Here is an 18,797-nt window from a genome sequence, read left to right as displayed (position 1 = left end):
CAATTGGACGTTTAAACAATTGGACGCTGACCGCGACTGATCCATTTCAGCAATACATTATCAGCGGCGTCGCCTGTTACACCGGCCAACTTTTCCGCCAGCTTCTTGCGCTGGACATAACGTACCTGCAGCACTTCGCGATCTTTACACGATAGGCTGATGTAATCATCACTGGTACCAATCTCATCCACCAAGCCCAGCTCAAGTGCCTGCTTGCCGAACCAGTGCTCACCGGTAGCCACTTTGGCCAAATCTAACTCAGGGCGATGCGCAGACACAAACTCTTTAAACAGACCATGGGTCTCTTCGATCTCGCTCTGGAACTTTTCACGCGCCTTGTCGGTGTTTTCTCCAAACATCGTCAGGGTACGCTTGAACTCGCCGGCGGTGATCTGCTCGAATTCAATATCGTGTTTCTTCAAGACTTTGTTGAAGTTTGGCAACTGGGCAATCACCCCGATAGAGCCAACAACCGCAAACGGTGCCGAAATAATTTTATCGGCAATACACGCCATCATATAGCCACCGCTGGCAGCGACTTTATCGACCGAGATCGTCAGCTTGATCCCGGCCGCTTTTAGGCGGTCAAGTTGTGAAGAGGCAAGGCCGTAACCATGTACCATACCGCCCCCGGTCTCTAGGCGAAGTAAGACTTCATCGCCTTCCATTGCCACAGCCAGAATAGCGGTCACCTCTTCACGCAATGAGGCCACTTCGCGGGCATCAATGCTGCCATGGAAATCCAGAACGAACAGGCGAGGCTCACGCGAGTGCGACAAATCGCCTTCTTTGGCCGCTTTCTTCACTTCATTCTGTCTTGCCTTGTGCTTTTCCTTGTCCGCTTTCTTTTCAGCCTTGTCGCGTGCTTTGAGCAACGGCTTATCAAATAAGTGAGACTCCAGTTGATGCACAGTGTGCTTGTACTGCTCGGTCAGATCAGTGACCTCTAGCTCACCTTTCTGGCTACCATGGTGGCCTTTCACACTTTTAGCCACCACCAGAATCGCGATGAATGCGACAACCACCGTGGCAATCTTGGCTAGAAACAATCCATAATCAAACAAAAAATCCAATGTCGAGTCCTCATTTATTGGCATTAAGCCATTGTAACCAAGTTGTCACCCATACCGCTATCGCAATATAGCCAAACCACTTCAAGATGAGAATAGTTTGGGTATACAATGAGCTGACGAAAAAACCAATAAGGAAGTACACAGTGGATTATCAAATCGCTGAAAACTCACTGAAAGATAGAGTTATTCTGGTAACCGGAGCGGGTGATGGAATTGGCCGCCAGGCTGCCATCAGCTATGCCGCCCATGGGGCGACCGTTATCTTGCTAGGACGCACCGTCGCCAAATTAGAAGCCGTTTACGATGAAATCGAATCGCAGGGCTATCCGCAACCCGCGATTATCCCTATGGATATGATGGGTGCCACCAAGCAGAACTATCTGGATATGGTTGAAACCATCGAGGGCCAGTTCGGCCGCTTGGACGGAGTGCTGCACAATGCCTCCCTGCTGGGTGTGCTCAGCCCATTCGACCAGCTTGGCGAAGATACTTTTGATGATGTCATGCAGGTTAACGTCAAAGCCCAGTTCCTGCTGACCCAGGCCATTATGCCGCTGGTCAAAAAAGCCGAAGACGGCCGCATTGTATTCACCTCATCCACCGTTGGTCACCAGGGACGCTCCTTCTGGGGAGCCTACTCGATCTCCAAGTTCGCCACCGAGGGAATGATGCAAATTTTGGCCGACGAAATGGCCAATACCCCTGTGCGCGTCAATGCCATCAATCCGGGCGGTACCCGTACCGGTATGCGTGCCAAGGCTTTCCCGGCAGAAGACCCGTCATTGCTGAAAACGCCGGAAGAGATCATGCCACTGTACCTTTACCTGATGGGCCCTGAAAGCAAGGACGTCAACGGACAGTGTATTGATGCCCAACCCAAACGCAAGCCGGGTGCAGCAAGTTAATAGCTTGCTCCTAAACGGATGTGTTCCAAAACAACAGGCAACAAAAAAAGCAGCCATTGGCTGCTTTTTAAATTTATCGGCTGTTATCGCTGGTCTTACTTGCGTGAACGCGGTTTAGCCGGCTTATTTTTCAGCGGATTACGACGGTTAGCTGCATTACCTGACGGCTTGCGGCGTGAACCGTTGTTCTCTTCACCTTGGTTACGGCGGTTCGCTGTATTGCCTGACGGCTTACGGCGTGACTCACTGCTATCTTCACCACGACGGTTAGATACATTTCCTGAAGGCTTACGACGCGACTCGTTGCTGCTCTCTTCACCTTGGTTACGGTTTGTCGATCGACGCTGGTCTTGACGCCCACCACGGCGACCGCGGCCGCTATCATCGTTCAAACGTTCTTCATGACGGCGTACTGCACGACGGATCTGGCGAACGCCACGCTTGCGCTTCTGACCTTCAACCGTCAGCATAGTTTCCGTTTCAGGTGGTAGCTCGACTTTCTCACGCAGGTAGTTGACATCTTTGAGCTCAAGCTCCATCCAACCACCACGCGGCAGATCTTTAGTCAGGAAGATATCACCGTAGCGAACACGCTTCAAACGGCTTACTGTCACGCCTTGTGAATCCCACAAACGACGAACCTCACGGTTACGACCTTCGGTGATCACTACGTAGAAAGTATGATTCATACCTTCACCGCCAGCGTAAACCACGTCTTCAAAACGTGCCATACCATCTTCAAGTTTCACACCCTTAACCAGGTTGCGAACCATATCTTCTGTTACTTCGCCAAATACACGCACCATGTATTCACGCTCAACACTGCGGCTTGGGTGCATCAGGCGGTTAGCCAATTCACCATCAGTCGTGAACAGCAACAGACCTGCCGTATTGGCATCAAGACGACCTACTGATACCCAGCGGCCACCGTTAAGACGCGGCAGACGATCAAATACTGTACGGCGACCTTCTGGGTCATGACGAGTACACAACTCACCTTCCGGCTTGTTGTAAGCCATCACACGGCACACTTCTTCTGAAGAAGACACCAATTGGATGTTATGGCCATCAATGCGAACACTGACTGACAGATCATCCAGTCGGTCGCCGAGTTTGGCTACCTTACCGTCGATACTTACTCGACCGTTCTGGATCATTAATTCGATTTCTCGGCGAGAACCCTGGCCAGAACGCGCCAGTACCTTCTGTAATTTTTCACTCATTAGACAAACCTTTGTCGCCTTCACAGGCGTCGAAATATCATCATGCTTTAAGCCATCTTAAAGCGATGGCGGATTATGCCAAAAGCTTAGCTGAGATACCACAGAAAACACCGTAAACATGCGGTATTTCCTGTCATATCTCACCCACTGCACAATTAGATGCATAGCAATAGGTAAACCGAGATGCTTACTCAAATGGAGTTGGGTCACCGGCGCCAACCCGAGCCACTTCCATACCATCATTGCTGAAATCAATCACCGTGGTCGGTTGCTCACCGAGATACCCACCATTGATGATTAAATCCACCGCGTGCTCTAGCTTGTCGCGGATATCTTCAGGATCCGCTTCGGTGGTTTCGTTACCCGGCAAAATCAATGATGTCGACATCATCGGTTCACCCAGCGCATCAAGCAAGGCCAATGCAATCGCGTTATCGGGCACACGGATACCGATGGTTTTTCGCTTCGGATTCATCAAACGGCGCGGTACTTCCTTGGTTCCCTTAAAGATAAAGGTGTAGGCACCCGGTGTATTGTTACGCAGCAAGCGGAATGCAGCATTATCAACGCGGGCATACAGGGACAACTCGGAAAGATCACGGCATAGCAGGGTAAAATTATGCTTGTCGTTCAAACGGCGGATCTGGCAGATCCGCTCCAATGCTGATTTATTTTCCAGCTGACAACCAAGGGCATAGCCAGAATCGGTAGGATAAACGATCACCCCACCATTGCGGATGATCGCCACGGCCTGGTTGATCAGACGTACTTGTGGCGTTTCAGGGTGAACATAAAAAAACTGACTCATTCTTCCTCCATAGGAAATGCAGCCTAATCGCGCACTTCCTCATCTATGCGTTTCTTCTCAACGCTCCAGTCCAGCCAGACTTCAGTCACCCCCTTGGGCAACCACAGATTGCGACCAAGTTCGGTCCATGGCGAGGCATAATGGAAATCAGAGCCTTGTGAAGCTAATAGCTTGTAATCAATTGAATAATCCCCGAGCAGGCGTCGCTCCTGAGGTGACTGTTGAGGCTGCGACACTTCCATGGCATCCCCTTTGGCTTCAACAAACGCGGTTAGCATGCGTTTTTGCCATTTCGCGGTCATGTTGTAACGGCCGGGATGGGCCAGCACCGCCTGTCCACCCGATTGATGAATGGCCTCAACGGCCTCGGCCATCGAACACCAATTCGGCGGCACATAACCCGGGTTATTGCGGGTCAGGAACTTTTTGAAAACAGCCTGCATCGTTTTGGCGTAACCCTGCTCGACAATCCACTGGGCAAAATGGGACCGGGTTAAGGTTGCACCATTAGCAATCGCCTTGGCCCCTTCCAGTGCCCCCGGCATCCGGTTTTTCTCCAAGCGCTCTCCCATCATGGCAGCACGCTCTGCACGGCGCTGGGCCTGCTCTTCAATCAAGCGAACCATTGCTGGGTGTTCAGGGTCAATATTTAAGCCGACAATGTGAATATCAAAATTCTGCCAAAGTGTCGATATTTCAATTCCTTTGATGAGAGTCAGAGGCAGATTTTTAGCTTCTATCGCCTGCTCGGCAGCGGCGAGGCCAGCCACGGTATCATGATCGGTAATGGCCAAAACATCGACGCGGCGTTCAACCGCACGCGAAACAAGTTCTTCCGGTGACAGCCGCCCGTCTGATGCGGTGGTATGGCTGTGTAAATCAAACAACATAAATTATCTTCTTGACTTTACATTTACGAACTAGTTTACTAGTACGCAGTTACCCAGTATTACACTGAAAGGATATGTACATGGTACAGCAAATTCATCATCAGCTCCGTGCTTTCTCATCTTGGTGGTGGCACTTCCCAACGCGGGTGGTGTGATTAGCTGTGCCTTAAACAGATTACACAAACCCGCCATGACGCGGGTTTTTTTATAACCAAATTCAGCCAAACAAGAATTTTACCAGTGCGCCAACAGAGAAAGCGCCCTGAGAGGAAGAGAATATGATCATCGTACTAAAGCCAAATGCAACCGAACAACAAGCCAAAGAAATCCTAGCCCGCATCGAAGAAGCCGGCCTCAAGCCTCTCTACATGCCGGGTGTTGAGCGGATTGTGCTGGGTGCTCTAGGCGATGAACGTGTTCTCCAGCAACTTCATCTTGATGCCTATCCGTGCGTCGAGAACGTCAAGCCGATCCTGACCAAGTACAAAATGGTCAGCCGTGAAGTCCAGGCCCACGACACCGTGGTACGGTTTGGCAATGCCGCTGTTGGCGGTGACAAGTTTGCCGTTATCGCCGGTCCTTGCTCTGTTGAGTCAGAAGAGCAGTTACTGAGCGTGGCAGAAATGGTGAAAAAACACGGTGCTGTTGCTCTTCGCGGCGGAGCCTACAAGCCACGTACCAGTCCATATGATTTCCAGGGGATGGGCGTGGAAGGACTGAAGCTACTGAAGATGGCCAATGAACAGCTGGGGATCCCGACCGTATCGGAAGTGATGGAAGTCAGCCAGATGGATTCGATGTGTGAATATATCGACTGCCTCCAGATTGGCGCACGCAATATGCAGAACTATGCCCTGTTAAAAGCGGTTGGTGAAAGCAAAAAACCGGTCTTGCTCAAACGCGGACTTTCAGCCACTATCGAGGAGCTGTTACTCGCGGCGGAATATATCTACGATGCAGGCAACCCGAATATCATCCTGTGTGAACGTGGAATCCGCACCTACGAGACAGCAACACGGAACACATTGGATTTGAACGCTGTGGCTTACCTGAAGCAACGCACTCACCTACCGGTGGTCGTTGACCCAAGCCACGGTACCGGCGTCCGTGAACTGGTGATCCCACTATCACGTGCCGCTGCAGCCGTTGGTGCCGATGGCATTATCGTCGAATCACACCTTAACCCGTGTGAAGCCTTGTCGGACGGCCACCAGGCACTGACCGGTCCAATGTTTGAACAGTTGATGCAAGAGTTGAAACCGTTTGTAGAAGCGGCAGGGAGAACGCTGTGAATACTACCCCACTAGGCGTCGGCGAGCTGGAACTGCTCAGCCTCGATGTACCCTATGTTGCGGATCCGACTGAGTTGTATTACTCCGTCTGTGGCGACCGTCCACACAACCTATTGCTGGAGTCGGCTGAAATCGACTCCAAGCAAGATCTCAAGAGCTTGATGCTCATTGACGCGGCAGTCCGGATTGTCTGCCGCGGCAAGGTCGTCACCCTTGAGGCCTTAACCGATAACGGCTTGAATGTGCTGCAAACATTGGAAGGCAAGATGCCTTCCGATATCCATGCAACACGTCAGGGACGCCAATTGGAACTGACCTTCTCGTCAGCAGAACGCACCTTGGATGAAGACAGCCGCCTGCGCCAAACCTCATCGTTTGACGCGCTGCGAATGATCCAGCACGCCTTTAATATTGCCGGTCATCCTCGCGAAGCACTATTTCTCGGCGGATTGTTTGCCTATGACGTGGTTGACGGCTTCGAGCCACTCCCTGACGTCAAGCAAGACAACCGCTGCCCGGATTACCTGTTCTACATTGCCGAAACCCTGTTGGTCATCGACCACCAGCGCCGCAAAGGCAAGCTTCAGGCGACCCTGTTCGGTGGTGATGAGTACACCTCTAGCTATTTCGAACTGAGCCGCCGCCTGCAGCACATCAAAGAAGCCTGCCTGGAGCCAATGCCGCTACCAGCAGCCGAACTACTGGAGGAATGCGAGCCGGTCGCCAGTGTGAGCGATGAAGACTTCTGCCAGCAGGTTGTTGATCTAAAAGAGCATGTTGTGAATGGCGATGTATTCCAAGTGGTACCGTCGCGTCAGTTTACTATGCCGTGCCCGTCACCGCTCAATGCCTACAAAGAGCTGAAGGTCGGTAACCCTAGCCCGTACATGTTCTATCTGCAAGACGCTGATTTCACCGTTTTTGGTGCCTCTCCGGAAAGTGCACTCAAATACTGCACCGAGAGCAACCAGATTGAGATCTACCCGATTGCCGGTACCCGACACCGCGGTAAAAATCCTGATGGCTCGATCAATCTCGATCTTGATGGCCGGATTGAACTTGAACTGCGCTGCGACATGAAAGAAAACGCCGAGCACATGATGCTGGTTGACTTGGCCCGTAACGATGTCGCCCGTATCAGCGAGCCGGGTAGCCGCTATGTCGCCGATTTGCTCGCGGTAGACCGCTACAGCCACGTCATGCACTTGGTTTCGCGTGTTGTCGGTCAGCTACGTGGCGATCTTGATGCCCTACACGCTTACCAAGCCTGCATGAACATGGGCACCCTGACCGGTGCACCGAAAATCCGTGCCATGCAGCTTATCCGTGATGTCGAACAGCGTCGTCGTGGTAGCTATGGCGGCGCCGTCGGTTACCTGACCGGCCACGGTGATATGGATACCTGTATCGTGATCCGCTCAGCCTATGTCGAAGATGGCCAAGCCAGTGTGCAGGCCGGTGCCGGTGTCGTTTATGACTCCGTTCCGCAAGCAGAAGCTGATGAGACCCGGGGGAAAGCGCAGGCTGTGATCACCGCGATTCGCAAAGCACACAGTGCACCAATTGCCAGTGAGCACAGTGCCAGTACCACCAACACAAGCAAATCGCGCTAAGGAGCCACCGATGTCCCAACCCCATATTGTACTGCTTGATAACTTTGACTCCTTTACCTACAACCTAGTTGATCAATTCCGCTCGCTGGGCTGCGAAGTCACGATTTACCGCAATAGCCTGACGGTCGAGCAAGTCGAGCAGGCGCTGGCTGAAAAAAACAACCCGGTACTGGTATTGTCACCGGGCCCTGGTGCACCAGCTGATGCGGGCTGTATGCCAGAGCTGATCAAACAGGTTCGCGGCAAAGTGCCGATGATCGGCATCTGTCTTGGCCATCAAGCCATTGTTGAAGCTTACGGTGGTAAGGTTTCGGGTGCAGGCGATATCGTTCATGGCAAATCTGCCATGATGAGCCACACCGGCCACGCTGTCTTCGGTGAACTGCCGAGCCCACTGTCCATTGCCCGCTATCACTCGCTGGTTGCCGAGACCGTACCAGAGAGCCTGAATATCATTGCCGATGTCAACGGCTTGGTCATGGCAGTGACCAACGATGAGGATCGCGTGTGTGGCTACCAATTCCACCCAGAATCAATCCTCACCACCCAAGGTGCCCAACTACTGACCAATACGCTGGACTGGGTCACGTCGTCACCAAACAACGACCAATAATCTGCCGACCGATGAATCAGCTAGCATAGACAACAAGGATTTTAATTATGGATGCGACCATCTACACCATTGCCGACAAGCTTTACGACCAGCAGGCACTGACCCAAGAAGAAAGCCAGACCCTGTTCGATGCCATCATCAACGGCGAAGTCGAACCTGTATTGCTGTCGGCAGTATTGACGGCACTGAAAATCAAAGGCGAAACACCGGCAGAAATCGCCGGTGCGGCCAAGGCATTGCTTGCCAACGCCACCCCGTTCCCAAGCCCTGAATACGACTTTGCCGATATCGTCGGTACCGGCGGTGACGGCGCCAACACCATCAATATCTCAACCACAGCGGCTTTTGTGGCAGCAGCGTGTGGCGTTAAGGTCGCTAAGCACGGCAACCGCGGCGTATCGAGCAAGTCGGGTTCCTCGGACCTACTGGATAAGTTCGGCATTAACCTTGCGATGAAACCTGAAACAGCCCGTGAAGCCCTTGACGATCTGGGGGTGTGCTTCCTGTTTGCCCCTGAGTACCACGGCGGTGTTCGCCACGCGATGCCGGTACGCCAGACGCTGAAAACCCGCACTATCTTCAATGTGCTCGGCCCATTGATTAACCCAGCCCGCCCTAACATCGAGCTGATGGGGGTGTATGATGCAGCGCTGGTTCGCCCGATTGCCGAAACCATGGCCGCCATGGGCATGAAACGCGCCGCCGTTGTTCACGGTAGCGGCTTGGATGAAGTAGCGATCCATGGCGAGACCACGGTCGCTGAAATCATCAATGGCGAAATCACCGAATATACCTTGACCCCGGCGGATTTCGGCCTTGAAAGCCATCCACTTGAAGCAATCAAGGGTGGAGAGCCTGACGAGAACCGTGCCATTATTACCCATATCCTGACCGGTAAAGGTACCGATGCCCAAATGGGAGCGGTTGCAGTCAACGTCGCCCTGCTGCTGCGCCTGTTCGGCCACGAAGATCTCAAAGCCAATACCGAGAAGGCCATCAATGTCATGAAATCCGGCAAAGCCTTTGAGCTTGTCGGCCAACTAGCAGCACGAGGTTAAGCATGGAAACGGTTCTAGCAAAAATTGTCGCCGACAAACGCCTCTGGGTCGATGCGCGCAAAGCCGAGCAACCGCTTGAAACTTTCAAAGATAGCTTGGTACCTAGCGATCGCAGCTTCTACGACGCCCTATCCGGTGAGCAGGCGGCGTTTATTCTGGAGTGTAAAAAAGCCTCACCGTCAAAAGGCTTGATCCGCCAAGATTTCGACCTCGATATGATTGCCAGGGTGTACAACGGCCATGCCAGTGCCATCTCGGTACTGACCGACGAAAAATATTTTCAGGGTAACTTTGACTTCCTACCAGTGGTACGGAACCAGGTTCGCCAACCCGTGCTGTGCAAAGACTTCATGATTGATACCTATCAGGTCTACCTGGCCCGCCACTACAATGCCGATGCCATTTTGCTAATGCTGTCAGTATTGAACGACGATGAGTACCGTGAGCTGGCCGCGGTTGCCGAGCAGCTTAGCCTGGGGATCCTGACCGAAGTCAGCAACGAAGAAGAGCTGGAGCGTGCCATTGCCCTCAAGGCCAAGGTCGTGGGGATCAACAACCGCAACCTGCGTGACCTCAGCATCGACCTAAACCGCACCAAAGCGCTGGCCCCTCGCCTACCGGAAGAGACGATTGTGATTTCCGAGTCGGGGATCTACACCCACCAGCAGGTACGTGAACTGTCCGCTTACGCCAACGGCTTTTTGATCGGCAGCTCGCTGATGGCAGAAGACAACATCGAGATGGCAGTCCGTCGTGTGCTACTTGGCGAGAACAAGGTCTGCGGCCTGACCCATGCCGACGATGCGGCAGCTGCTTACCAAAACGGTGCCGTCTACGGCGGCCTGATTTTTGTCTCCGGCTCACCACGCCAGATCGATATCGAACAAGCCCGCATGGTGATGAGCGGCGCACCACTGAAATATGTCGGCGTATTCCGTAATACCGATCCACAAGCGGTGGCCAAGGCCGCAAAAGCCTTGTCACTATCAGCGGTTCAGCTCCATGGCGATGAAGACCATGACTATATTGCGGCTTTGAAGGGCCAGCTGCCAGCTGAGTGTGAAATCTGGAAAGCACACGGGGTGACCGATCATGCCCCTGTACTGGATGAATGGCAGGTAGACCGCCACTTGCTCGACAGCAAGGTCGGTAGCCAGTCTGGCGGAACCGGTATTGCCTTTGACTGGAACCTGATCCCCGATGAGCAAAAACAAATCACCATGCTCGCCGGAGGCCTTAATCCGGACAACGTCTGTGAAGCGGCAAGCCTTGGTTGCCAAGGACTCGATTTAAACTCCGGGGTAGAAAGCGAGCCCGGCAAAAAAGACCCAACGAAATTGAAAGCGGCTTTCGCGGCTATCAGAAAGTATTAAGGAAAATAAACCATGAGTAAGATAAGTGCCTACTTCGGCGAGTTTGGTGGTCAGTACGTACCGCAAATCCTCGTCCCAGCATTGGACCAACTGGAAGCCGCTTTTACCGAAGCCCAGCAAGATCCTGAGTTCCAGAAAGAGTTTATCGACCTGCTAAAAGATTACGCAGGCCGCCCTACCGCTCTGACGTTATGCCAGAACCTCACCAAGGGTACGAAAACCAAGCTTTACCTAAAGCGTGAAGATTTACTGCACGGCGGTGCTCACAAAACCAACCAGGTACTTGGTCAGGCACTGCTGGCTAAGCGCATGGGCAAAGACGAGATCATTGCCGAAACCGGTGCTGGTCAGCACGGTGTAGCAACCGCCCTAGCCTGTGCACTGCTAGGCCTTAAGTGTCGCGTTTATATGGGCGCCAAAGACGTTGAACGCCAAAGTCCGAACGTGTTCCGCATGAAGTTGATGGGCGCAGAAGTGATCCCTGTGCACTCGGGATCCGCGACCTTGAAAGATGCCTGTAACGAAGCGATGCGTGACTGGACCGCGACGTATGACAAGGCGCACTACCTGCTGGGCACCGCTGCAGGCCCTCACCCATTCCCGACCATTGTACGTGAATTCCAGCACATCATCGGCGAAGAAACTAAAGCTCAGATCCTTGAAAAAGAAGGTCGACTGCCTGATGCGGTTATCGCCTGTGTCGGCGGTGGCTCTAACGCTATCGGTATGTTCTCTGATTTCATCCAAGAGGAGAATGTTGGCCTGATCGGCGTAGAGCCTGCAGGTAAAGGTCTGGATACCAACATGCACGGCGCACCGCTTAAACACGGTAAACTGGGTATCTTCTTTGGCATGAAAGCGCCACTGATGCAGGACGAGCACGGCCAGGTTGAAGAGTCTTACTCGGTATCAGCAGGTCTGGATTTCCCATCGGTTGGCCCACAACATGCCCACCTTAATGCGATTGGCCGCGCAACATACGAAGCGGTTACCGATGACGAAGCGCTGGATGCTTTCCAAGAGCTCGCACGCAGCGAAGGGATCATCCCTGCGCTTGAATCCGCTCACGCGCTGGCTCACGCCTTGAAGATGATCAAAGAAAACCCAGAAAAAGAACAGCTACTGGTCGTTAACCTGTCAGGCCGTGGCGATAAAGATATTTTCACTGTACACGATATTTTAGATGCAAAAGGAGTGCTGTAATGGATCGTTACCAAGCCCAATTTGAACGCCTGGCGGCAAAAAGCGAAGGCGCATTTGTTCCTTTTGTCACTATCGGTGATCCGACCCCGGCACAGTCACTGAAAGTCATCGAGACCTTAGTCGAAGCGGGCGCTGATGCCCTTGAACTTGGGATCCCGTTCTCCGATCCTCTGGCTGATGGCCCAACGATTCAAGGGGCAACGATCCGTGCCCTTGAATCTGGCACCACCCCAGCGGTCTGTTTTGATCTGCTGAGCCAAATCCGAGCCAAGTACCCAGACATGCCAATCGGCCTGCTGATGTACGCCAACTTGGTGTTTGCTAATGGCATCGAAAACTTCTACCAGCAATGTGCCAAAGCGGGCGTTGATTCGGTATTGGTTGCCGATGTGCCGGTAAAAGAATCGGAAGAATTCCGCGTTGCTGCGGCCAAGTACGGCATCCACCCGATCTTCATCGCCCCACCAAATGCCGATGAGGCGACGCTGAAAACCGTGTCTGAGTTCGGCGGCGGTTACACCTACTTACTGTCACGAGCAGGCGTTACCGGTACCGAAACCAAAGCGGGCGCACCAATCAACCATCTGCTTGATAGCCTCAAGGCGCACAATGCGCCTCCGGCCCTGCTTGGTTTTGGCATTTCCGAACCACAGCAAGTTGCCGAAGCAATTGCATCTGGCGCAGCGGGGGCAATCTCTGGCTCTGCGGTCGTAAAAGTGATTGAGAACAACCTCGATGACCATGATGCCATGCTGGGCAATATGCACAGTTTCATCAGCAATATGAAGGCTGCGACGCGTAAGCGTTAATTGCCCCCGGGCAGCATGCCGACCTATATAAAACCGCCCCAAGTAACCTTGTGGGCGGTTTTTCTATGATACCGAGAATGAATACCTAACTGATTTATGCTCTGTTCGGTAATATTAATCGAGATCAAAGATCTCTTTTCCCTCCCCCCATACAGTAACCAACTTGTTAACGCCAGGTATCAATAATGACTAGATTGAAAGCCAATAACGCCAATCTGGTAAAAGAAGGATTGATTAACCTGATAATTCCGTGTAAAAACACACGCGCGAACTATTGAATTAACAATTACTACAATTACAGAACAAATCGCCAATAGATTTGCGAACAATATTGAACACAACTGAGGTATCTAACCGTGTTAAAAGAAAAAGGACTGTTTGGCAATATCGGCGTACAAGTCGTCATAGCCATGTGTGTGGGGACCCTGGTCGGTGCGATGATGGGTCAATCTGCCAGTATGTTTGCCCCGCTGGGCAGCATCTTCATCCATCTGATCAAAATGTTGGTGATCCCATTGGTTGCCGTGGCGATTATCTCCGGTGCAGCCGGCCTTGGCAGTAGCCAATCGGCAGGAAAAGTCGGCCTGTCGACGCTGGGCTTTTTCGGCCTGACTTCCGCGGTCGCTGTTGCGCTTGCCCTATTTATGGGGGTGGTCTTCCAGCCGGGTGTGGGTGTCGACATGACTGGCGTCGAAGGCATGTTCTCCAACGTCTATGCCGATAAAGGTGAAATGCCGACGTTCTGGGCAACCGTACTGGGTATGATCCCAACCAATGTTTTCCAATCTCTGAACGAAGCGAATATCCTCCAAATCTTGGTTTTCTGCCTTTTCTTCGGTATCGCTGTTTCAAAGTTGGAAAAAGAGCGCCGTGACCCTCTTATCAACGGTGTTAATGCCATTGTCGACGCCATGGTATGGATGATCAACGTCGTAATGAAAGTCGCTCCGTTGGGGGTATTCGGCCTGATGGCTGATGCTGTCGGTACTTTTGGCTTTGGTGCCCTGATGGTGGTGTTCAAGCTATTTGTGGTCTACATCATCGCGATTCTGATCTATGGCTTTATCTTCTATCCTGCCATGATCAAGGTCTTTAGCAAAACCTCACCGCGTAAGTTCTTATCGGCAATGAAAAAGCCACAGGCCGTCGCACTATCTACGGCTTCTTCAATGGCAACCCTCCCGGTGACCATGGAAGTATGTGAAGAAGAGCTTGGTGTGAAGAACTCTACTGCCTCGTTCGTTCTTCCACTTGGCGCAACTATTAACATGAGCGGCAATGCCATCTATTACGGCTTGGTCGCAATCTTCTTTGCCCAGATGTTCAATATTGAGTTGGGTATGGGTGCCTACATGGCCATTATCATCACCTCAACCCTAGGTGCTGTTGGTCAGGCCGGTGTACCGGGACCATCATTCTTGGTGGTAGCCGTATTGCTTGCCGCCGGTATCCCAATTGAAGGCCTGCCGCTGCTGTTTGCCCTTGACCGCATCTTCGATATGATCCGTACCGCCCTGAACATCACCGGTGATGCCGCATGTGCCGTGATTGTCGATAATATGATCAACGACGCACCGCAGGACACGCCAGAGCCGGAATCAAGCCACCGCAGCTAACTAAACGCGGTACTGAGCTCGGCTCACTGAGATAAAAAACAATAAGCTGTAGGTTTAAACCTGCAGCTTTTTGCTTACTGAGGTACTATGTACCCAGAAACCCTCAGAATGGTTAACAACACTTAACATGAAGCAACTGATTGATTTTATTCCTCTTGTTATATTTTTTATTCTCTATAAAACCCATGACATCTATGTAGCGACCGGGGCGTTAATTATCGCTACCGCTATTCAACTCGCTGTAACCTTGATGCTGTACAAAAAAGTAGAGAAAATGCAACTGGTGACGTTTGTCATCGTTGCCGTGTTTGGCGGGCTAACGATTTTCATGCACGATGACAACTTCATCAAATGGAAAGTCACCATTGTATACGGCATTTTTGCTGTTGGGCTGGCTATCAGTCAATTGCTAGGTAAACCGCTGATAAAAGGTATGTTAGGCAAAGAAATCAGCCTGCCGGATCCGGTCTGGAACCGAATCAATGGCGCTTGGGCACTGTTTTTCGTTGTATGTGCCGTCGTGAATGTCTATATTGCTTTTCGTTTACCGCTGGATGTGTGGGTTAATTTCAAAGTCTTCGGTCTATTAATCCTGACTTTGATCTTTACCCTTGCCACCGGCGGCTATATTTACCACCATATGCCAAAAGAACCTGATTCAGAGTAATACAGAGCCGCATCATGACATCAGAAAATAATATTCCTCGCGGGCAATTGCTGCTTCGCACCCTTGCAATGCCAGCCGACACCAACGCCAACGGTGATATCTTTGGTGGCTGGATTATGTCTCAACTTGATTTAGCCGGTGCTATCTTAGCAAAAGAGATCTCAGGTGGCCGCGTTGTTACCGTGTCTGTCGATAGCATCGCCTTCAAAGCCCCTGTCAGCGTGGGTGATGTTGTCTGTTGCTATGGCGAATGCAGCCGCATCGGTAACTCATCAATGAGTGTCGCGCTTGAGGTATGGGTTAAGCCTGTGGCAATTGATGGTGTTGGTGAACGCTACCGTGTCTGTGAAGCCACATTTAACTATGTTGCTATTGACAGCAACGGTCGCCCACGCCCAGTAAAAAAGTAACCGTTTCGTGCCAATCTCTATAAGTCATTGAGCGTTGCCATTTGCTATGTTAACGGCGGTCACAGACTTATGCAGACTGGTATAGAACAGTGCAGAAAGCCGCAAAAAAGTCCTAACATAATGCTAGGGCTTTTTTTTTCATTTATGATAAGAAAAATTTGTCACATATTGCCACCTCACTGAGTCTCACCCATATATAGAGGTCGGCAGTTACAAGGAGCGAGTTACATGTGGTACGTTATTTTTTCCCAAGATGTCGAAAATAGCCTTGAGCGCCGCCTGAGCGTCCGCGAGAAACATTTGGCTCGACTGAAAAACCTCCAAGAACAAGGCCGCCTACTGGTTGCCGGTCCGATGCCCGCCATCGATAGTGACAATCCGGGTGAAGCGGGCTTTACTGGCTCGACCGTGATTGCCGAATTCAACTCCTTGGACGACGCCCAAACCTGGGCCGATGCCGATCCGTACATCGAAGCCGGTGTTTACGAGAAGGTTATCGTCAAACCGTTCAAGAAAGTACTTCCATAACCCGTAATTTGAGATAACAACGTTATGCTAAAACGCACCCTCGTTTTATTAGGCGCTGTCTTGTTGGCTGGCTGTTCTTCAAATGCTGAGCAACAGGCCGTTTTGGATCTGGCGAAAGCCCGAGCCATGGCAATCAACAACAAAGCCCCATACGAGAAAATTGATCAATACCAGATCATGAAAGCCCAGGCGCGAGAAAATATTGTCGAGATCACCATCTTGTACGGTGGTGGCGGTAATACACCACCGACGAAGGCAGCCCAAAGTGCTGTAATCAACTACTGCAACAGCGTAGAGCTGAGTCCGATGGTTAACGAGGGGGTTAATTACAACATCGTCATTATGGATATGCGTGGCCGCCCGATGGTGACCCAGCCGATCACGGCTGAGATCTGTAGCCAAATCGTGAATTAGCATTAGGCTTTATAGACTAGAGCTAACCAACCAAAAGTGAAGCTTCAATCATCGCGGTTCCGGTGATTAGAAGTCAGATACAAAAAACGCCAGTCTTGCTGGCGTTTTTGCTTTTGCATCAATACGGCTACGACCGTTCAAACAACAACACTTTTAACCCACCTTCCGGATCGATATCTTTGAACTCCGGTGGATTTTCCAAGCGATGCTGATAAACAAGTTCAGGCGCTTCCGCAGCCATCCCCTCAATCAAGAAAGACGACGACACACCCGGATCGTTGACACAAGCCAACACCTGACCGTTCTCTGTCAGCAGATCAGGCAAGCGACGTAGGATTTTTTGGTAATCCTTGGTCAGGGCGAAACTGCCTTTTTGGAACGAGGGCGGGTCGATGATGATCAGATCATACTCGCCAAGTTTGCGCACCTTGCCCCATGATTTGAACAACTCATGACCAAGGAAGCTGACTTTGGACAAGTCATGCTGGTTCAAGTGGTGATTATCGCGGCCTCGACTCAGAGCGGCTCTGGCCATATCAAGGTTGACCACATGCTCAGCTCCACCGGCAATAGCAGCCACAGAGAAACCACAGGTATAAGCGAACAGGTTCAGCACCCGCTTGCCTTCGGCATGGCGCATGACCCAATCGCGGCCGTAGCGCATATCCAAAAACAAGCCATTGTTCTGCTTACGGCCAAGATCCAACTTGAACTTGAGGCCATTCTCCATCACATCCTGGTATTCGCGGCTCTCGCCCCACAGCACATCCATCGGTGAGCCCTGACGGTCACGGTGCTGAAGCAATAATGATGTTGCCCCGGACTGCTTCCATATCGGAGTGTCAACCAACGCCTCAAGCATGCGCTGCAATTGTGCCAAGAATTCTTCAGACGGCTCTTTAAAGAGCGAAACAAGCACTTGTCCGCTTAACCAGTCGACCGTCAATTGCTCAAGACCCGGCCAGCAGCGGCCACGGCCATGGAATAACCGGCGCACTTCATTTGGCGGTGTCGCCAGCTCAGCCATAAGATGTTGCTCAAGGTTTATTAATGCACTCGGTTCCATATTTCTACTGCGTTGGTCAATTCAGGGGCGGTAGTATAACAGAGCTGAATCAATCCATTCAGCCCAAAACGGCATAGCATCAAGCAACCAGCTTGAGGTTTTCATGTTCTGGTTGGCGGCAGCTAGCGAGGTGAACATATTCTGCCTGAAGGCGGGTTTGGCGTTGGCGGCGGGTACGATTTTTGACTATTTTACGTTGTCGACGAAATGACGCCAGCCCCCAAAAACGTGATTGGTTCTTTTTTTTCTTCAATCGCATACGAAGCGATACGGAGCGGGTAAGGCGCATATTGAATCTCGGTCTAGGTAAGTCCTAGACCGGTATTATAAGTGAAACCACACGGTAATGTAATTTGTGAAAGGTCAAAATAGCAGCAGTTGGTCGCCGTTCAGCAAGGAAAAATACGGGGTTTAAACAATTTATTATCATTAAGCCCTATTTTTCCACATCAATTTGACGATTAGTGGTTAAAGAGCAACCAACTCCCCCATTAACTCTGCCCGGGCGCTTCTTACTTCTTTCCAGGCAAAAGCGGCCAAGCCAGTTCCCAAGGCGCGGTCCATTCTGTCAACACTTGCTGAGTTTCAGCTACTTGCCACAGCTCCCCCTGGGTTGGCTGACAGATAAATTGCCATTGCTGCTCGGCATAGGGAAAGCGCAGCGCATAGGCATGAAGGTAGCCGCGGTCCGCCGATTCATTGCCGTAAATATTATCACCGGTGATCCCTGAGCCGACACTGCGCAGTGCAACACGGATCTGGTGGGTTTTACCAGTATACGGTTTACACAAAAACAACCGCCGGCCCTGGCCTGCGGCGGCTGAGAAAAACTGGGTGACCGCCGGGTTCTCGCGACTGCTTTCCAGCTTCCAGCTACTGCGTCGCGAACGGGTCATGTCACCGATGACAACACCTTGCTTTTTCTTTGGCTTCTTAGTGCCAATAGCCAAATAGAATTTCTCGACGTTGCGATCAGCAAAACACTGGGATAACGCGGCGGCAGCCTCACGGTTGCGACCGAGCAATAGCAATCCCGACGTCATCTTATCCAAACGGTGGATGAGATAAAGCTGCTTATCCCCACTCAACTTTGCCACTTCCTGCAACAGCATCACATCGCCATCATCTTTATGGACAGAAACGTTAGGGTGCTTATTAATCACAAGAAAGTCTGGGTGGGTATGAAGAATATCGAACATGTTGATTGGCTCTTGGCTGAGGGCTCCGGCGTTGGAG

At 51.6% G+C, this 18,797-nt stretch carries 20 protein-coding genes and 1 other annotated feature; of the genes, 13 read left to right on the top strand and 7 right to left on the bottom strand.

The genetic code is table 11. The features are described 5' to 3' along the window. Positions 1–11: 11 nt before the first annotated feature. Positions 12–1,073: a protease SohB gene (sohB, locus tag C9I99_RS13895; protein ID WP_107349487.1), complete on the bottom strand. Its 1,062-nt coding sequence runs from the start codon at positions 1,071–1,073 to the stop codon at positions 12–14. 143 nt (positions 1,074–1,216) lie between these two features. Here sohB and C9I99_RS13890 point away from each other — a divergent pair, with 143 nt between their 5' ends. Then, positions 1,217–1,978, top strand: a complete 762-nt coding sequence (locus C9I99_RS13890) for a YciK family oxidoreductase (RefSeq protein ID WP_107349486.1) — start codon at positions 1,217–1,219, stop codon at positions 1,976–1,978. Positions 1,979–2,073: 95 nt separating this feature from the next. On the opposite strand, the gene rluB is transcribed toward C9I99_RS13890, so the two are convergent. From rluB to rnm, 3 genes are all read right to left on the bottom strand, one after another. Next, a complete protein-coding gene (rluB, locus tag C9I99_RS13885) occupies positions 2,074–3,201 on the bottom strand; it encodes a 23S rRNA pseudouridine(2605) synthase RluB (protein WP_107349485.1) in 1,128 nt (375 codons plus the stop codon). A 187-nt stretch (positions 3,202–3,388) separates the two neighbouring features. Further along, positions 3,389–4,009 carry an L-threonylcarbamoyladenylate synthase gene (locus C9I99_RS13880; protein ID WP_107349484.1) on the bottom strand — a complete coding sequence of 207 codons (621 nt, stop codon included), beginning with the start codon at positions 4,007–4,009 and terminating at the stop codon, positions 3,389–3,391. Positions 4,010–4,032: 23 nt separating this feature from the next. Beyond that, positions 4,033–4,899 (bottom strand): RNase RNM, encoded by an 867-nt coding sequence (gene rnm / locus C9I99_RS13875; RefSeq protein WP_107349483.1) that lies wholly within the window; start codon positions 4,897–4,899, stop codon positions 4,033–4,035. A 116-nt stretch (positions 4,900–5,015) separates the two neighbouring features. Then, positions 5,016–5,108, top strand: a sequence feature (Trp leader region). 69 nt (positions 5,109–5,177) lie between these two features. Between rnm and C9I99_RS13870 the strand changes: the two genes are divergently transcribed. The 12 genes from C9I99_RS13870 to gspS2 all read left to right on the top strand — a co-directional run bounded on the left by C9I99_RS13870 (position 5,178) and on the right by gspS2 (position 16,495). Next, entirely contained in the window at positions 5,178–6,191 is a 1,014-nt protein-coding gene (locus C9I99_RS13870) for a bifunctional 3-deoxy-7-phosphoheptulonate synthase/chorismate mutase (RefSeq protein WP_107349482.1), read from the top strand. Further along, positions 6,188–7,804: an anthranilate synthase component 1 gene (locus C9I99_RS13865; protein WP_107349481.1), complete on the top strand. Its 1,617-nt coding sequence runs from the start codon at positions 6,188–6,190 to the stop codon at positions 7,802–7,804. Before C9I99_RS13870 ends, C9I99_RS13865 begins: the two co-directional genes overlap by 4 nt. 10 nt (positions 7,805–7,814) lie before the next feature. Next, positions 7,815–8,417 carry an aminodeoxychorismate/anthranilate synthase component II gene (locus tag C9I99_RS13860; protein ID WP_107349480.1) on the top strand — a complete coding sequence of 201 codons (603 nt, stop codon included), beginning with the start codon at positions 7,815–7,817 and terminating at the stop codon, positions 8,415–8,417. Between the two features lie 47 nt (positions 8,418–8,464). Further along, a complete protein-coding gene (gene trpD / locus C9I99_RS13855) occupies positions 8,465–9,475 on the top strand; it encodes an anthranilate phosphoribosyltransferase (RefSeq protein ID WP_107349479.1) in 1,011 nt (336 codons plus the stop codon). 2 nt (positions 9,476–9,477) lie between these two features. Then, positions 9,478–10,848 carry a bifunctional indole-3-glycerol-phosphate synthase TrpC/phosphoribosylanthranilate isomerase TrpF gene (gene trpCF / locus C9I99_RS13850; RefSeq protein WP_107349478.1) on the top strand — a complete coding sequence of 457 codons (1,371 nt, stop codon included), beginning with the start codon at positions 9,478–9,480 and terminating at the stop codon, positions 10,846–10,848. Positions 10,849–10,860: 12 nt separating this feature from the next. After that, the gene (gene trpB / locus C9I99_RS13845; protein WP_107349477.1) at positions 10,861–12,051 is read left to right on the top strand and encodes a tryptophan synthase subunit beta; all 1,191 of its coding nucleotides are present in this window, start codon (positions 10,861–10,863) and stop codon (positions 12,049–12,051) included. Continuing rightward, on the top strand, positions 12,051–12,860 hold the full coding sequence (trpA, locus tag C9I99_RS13840; RefSeq protein WP_107349476.1) for a tryptophan synthase subunit alpha: 810 nt from the start codon (positions 12,051–12,053) through the stop codon (positions 12,858–12,860). The genes trpB and trpA overlap by 1 nt, the downstream gene beginning before the upstream one ends. 341 nt (positions 12,861–13,201) lie before the next feature. Continuing rightward, the gene (locus C9I99_RS13835) at positions 13,202–14,476 is read left to right on the top strand and encodes a dicarboxylate/amino acid:cation symporter (protein ID WP_107349475.1); all 1,275 of its coding nucleotides are present in this window, start codon (positions 13,202–13,204) and stop codon (positions 14,474–14,476) included. A gap of 127 nt (positions 14,477–14,603) precedes the next feature. After that, positions 14,604–15,143 (top strand): septation protein A, encoded by a 540-nt coding sequence (locus C9I99_RS13830; protein WP_107349474.1) that lies wholly within the window; start codon positions 14,604–14,606, stop codon positions 15,141–15,143. A 14-nt stretch (positions 15,144–15,157) separates the two neighbouring features. Further along, positions 15,158–15,553: an acyl-CoA thioester hydrolase YciA gene (yciA, locus tag C9I99_RS13825; protein WP_107349473.1), complete on the top strand. Its 396-nt coding sequence runs from the start codon at positions 15,158–15,160 to the stop codon at positions 15,551–15,553. A gap of 228 nt (positions 15,554–15,781) precedes the next feature. Beyond that, positions 15,782–16,081: a YciI family protein gene (locus C9I99_RS13820; protein WP_107349472.1), complete on the top strand. Its 300-nt coding sequence runs from the start codon at positions 15,782–15,784 to the stop codon at positions 16,079–16,081. Positions 16,082–16,105: 24 nt separating this feature from the next. Continuing rightward, on the top strand, positions 16,106–16,495 hold the full coding sequence (gene gspS2 / locus C9I99_RS13815) for a type II secretion system pilot lipoprotein GspS-beta (RefSeq protein WP_107349471.1): 390 nt from the start codon (positions 16,106–16,108) through the stop codon (positions 16,493–16,495). 127 nt (positions 16,496–16,622) lie between these two features. Here gspS2 and C9I99_RS13810 read toward each other — a convergent pair whose 3' ends face one another. From C9I99_RS13810 to C9I99_RS13800, 3 genes are all read right to left on the bottom strand, one after another. Beyond that, positions 16,623–17,561, bottom strand: a complete 939-nt coding sequence (locus C9I99_RS13810) for a class I SAM-dependent methyltransferase (protein WP_107349470.1) — start codon at positions 17,559–17,561, stop codon at positions 16,623–16,625. A 79-nt stretch (positions 17,562–17,640) separates the two neighbouring features. Then, positions 17,641–17,850 (bottom strand): hypothetical protein, encoded by a 210-nt coding sequence (locus tag C9I99_RS13805; protein ID WP_107349469.1) that lies wholly within the window; start codon positions 17,848–17,850, stop codon positions 17,641–17,643. Between the two features lie 223 nt (positions 17,851–18,073). Further along, a complete protein-coding gene (locus C9I99_RS13800) occupies positions 18,074–18,760 on the bottom strand; it encodes a TIGR01621 family pseudouridine synthase (RefSeq protein WP_107349468.1) in 687 nt (228 codons plus the stop codon). Between the last annotated feature and the right edge of the window lie 37 nt (positions 18,761–18,797).

The sequence above is a fragment of the Photobacterium lutimaris genome (genome assembly GCF_003025555.1).
Classification (GTDB): Bacteria; Pseudomonadota; Gammaproteobacteria; order Enterobacterales; family Vibrionaceae; genus Photobacterium; species Photobacterium lutimaris.
The sequence above is the reverse complement of the archived record's forward strand: the minus strand, read 5'-3'. Positions and strand labels throughout refer to the sequence as shown.

What these genes read in the sequence shown, in the direction of transcription:
- rluB (WP_107349485.1), bottom strand. Translation starts at nt 3,201, where the DNA reads ATGAGTGAAAAATTACAGAAGGTACTGGCGCGTTCTGGCCAGGGTTCT.
- C9I99_RS13880 (WP_107349484.1), bottom strand. Translation starts at nt 4,009, where the DNA reads ATGAGTCAGTTTTTTTATGTTCACCCTGAAACGCCACAAGTACGTCTG.
- rnm (WP_107349483.1), bottom strand. Translation starts at nt 4,899, where the DNA reads ATGTTGTTTGATTTACACAGCCATACCACCGCATCAGACGGGCGGCTG.
- C9I99_RS13870 (WP_107349482.1), top strand. Translation starts at nt 5,178, where the DNA reads ATGATCATCGTACTAAAGCCAAATGCAACCGAACAACAAGCCAAAGAA.
- C9I99_RS13860 (WP_107349480.1), top strand. Translation starts at nt 7,815, where the DNA reads ATGTCCCAACCCCATATTGTACTGCTTGATAACTTTGACTCCTTTACC.
- trpD (WP_107349479.1), top strand. Translation starts at nt 8,465, where the DNA reads ATGGATGCGACCATCTACACCATTGCCGACAAGCTTTACGACCAGCAG.
- trpCF (WP_107349478.1), top strand. Translation starts at nt 9,478, where the DNA reads ATGGAAACGGTTCTAGCAAAAATTGTCGCCGACAAACGCCTCTGGGTC.
- trpB (WP_107349477.1), top strand. Translation starts at nt 10,861, where the DNA reads ATGAGTAAGATAAGTGCCTACTTCGGCGAGTTTGGTGGTCAGTACGTA.
- trpA (WP_107349476.1), top strand. Translation starts at nt 12,051, where the DNA reads ATGGATCGTTACCAAGCCCAATTTGAACGCCTGGCGGCAAAAAGCGAA.
- C9I99_RS13830 (WP_107349474.1), top strand. Translation starts at nt 14,604, where the DNA reads ATGAAGCAACTGATTGATTTTATTCCTCTTGTTATATTTTTTATTCTC.
- yciA (WP_107349473.1), top strand. Translation starts at nt 15,158, where the DNA reads ATGACATCAGAAAATAATATTCCTCGCGGGCAATTGCTGCTTCGCACC.
- C9I99_RS13820 (WP_107349472.1), top strand. Translation starts at nt 15,782, where the DNA reads ATGTGGTACGTTATTTTTTCCCAAGATGTCGAAAATAGCCTTGAGCGC.
- gspS2 (WP_107349471.1), top strand. Translation starts at nt 16,106, where the DNA reads ATGCTAAAACGCACCCTCGTTTTATTAGGCGCTGTCTTGTTGGCTGGC.
- C9I99_RS13810 (WP_107349470.1), bottom strand. Translation starts at nt 17,561, where the DNA reads ATGGAACCGAGTGCATTAATAAACCTTGAGCAACATCTTATGGCTGAG.
- C9I99_RS13805 (WP_107349469.1), bottom strand. Translation starts at nt 17,850, where the DNA reads ATGCGCCTTACCCGCTCCGTATCGCTTCGTATGCGATTGAAGAAAAAA.
- C9I99_RS13800 (WP_107349468.1), bottom strand. Translation starts at nt 18,760, where the DNA reads ATGTTCGATATTCTTCATACCCACCCAGACTTTCTTGTGATTAATAAG.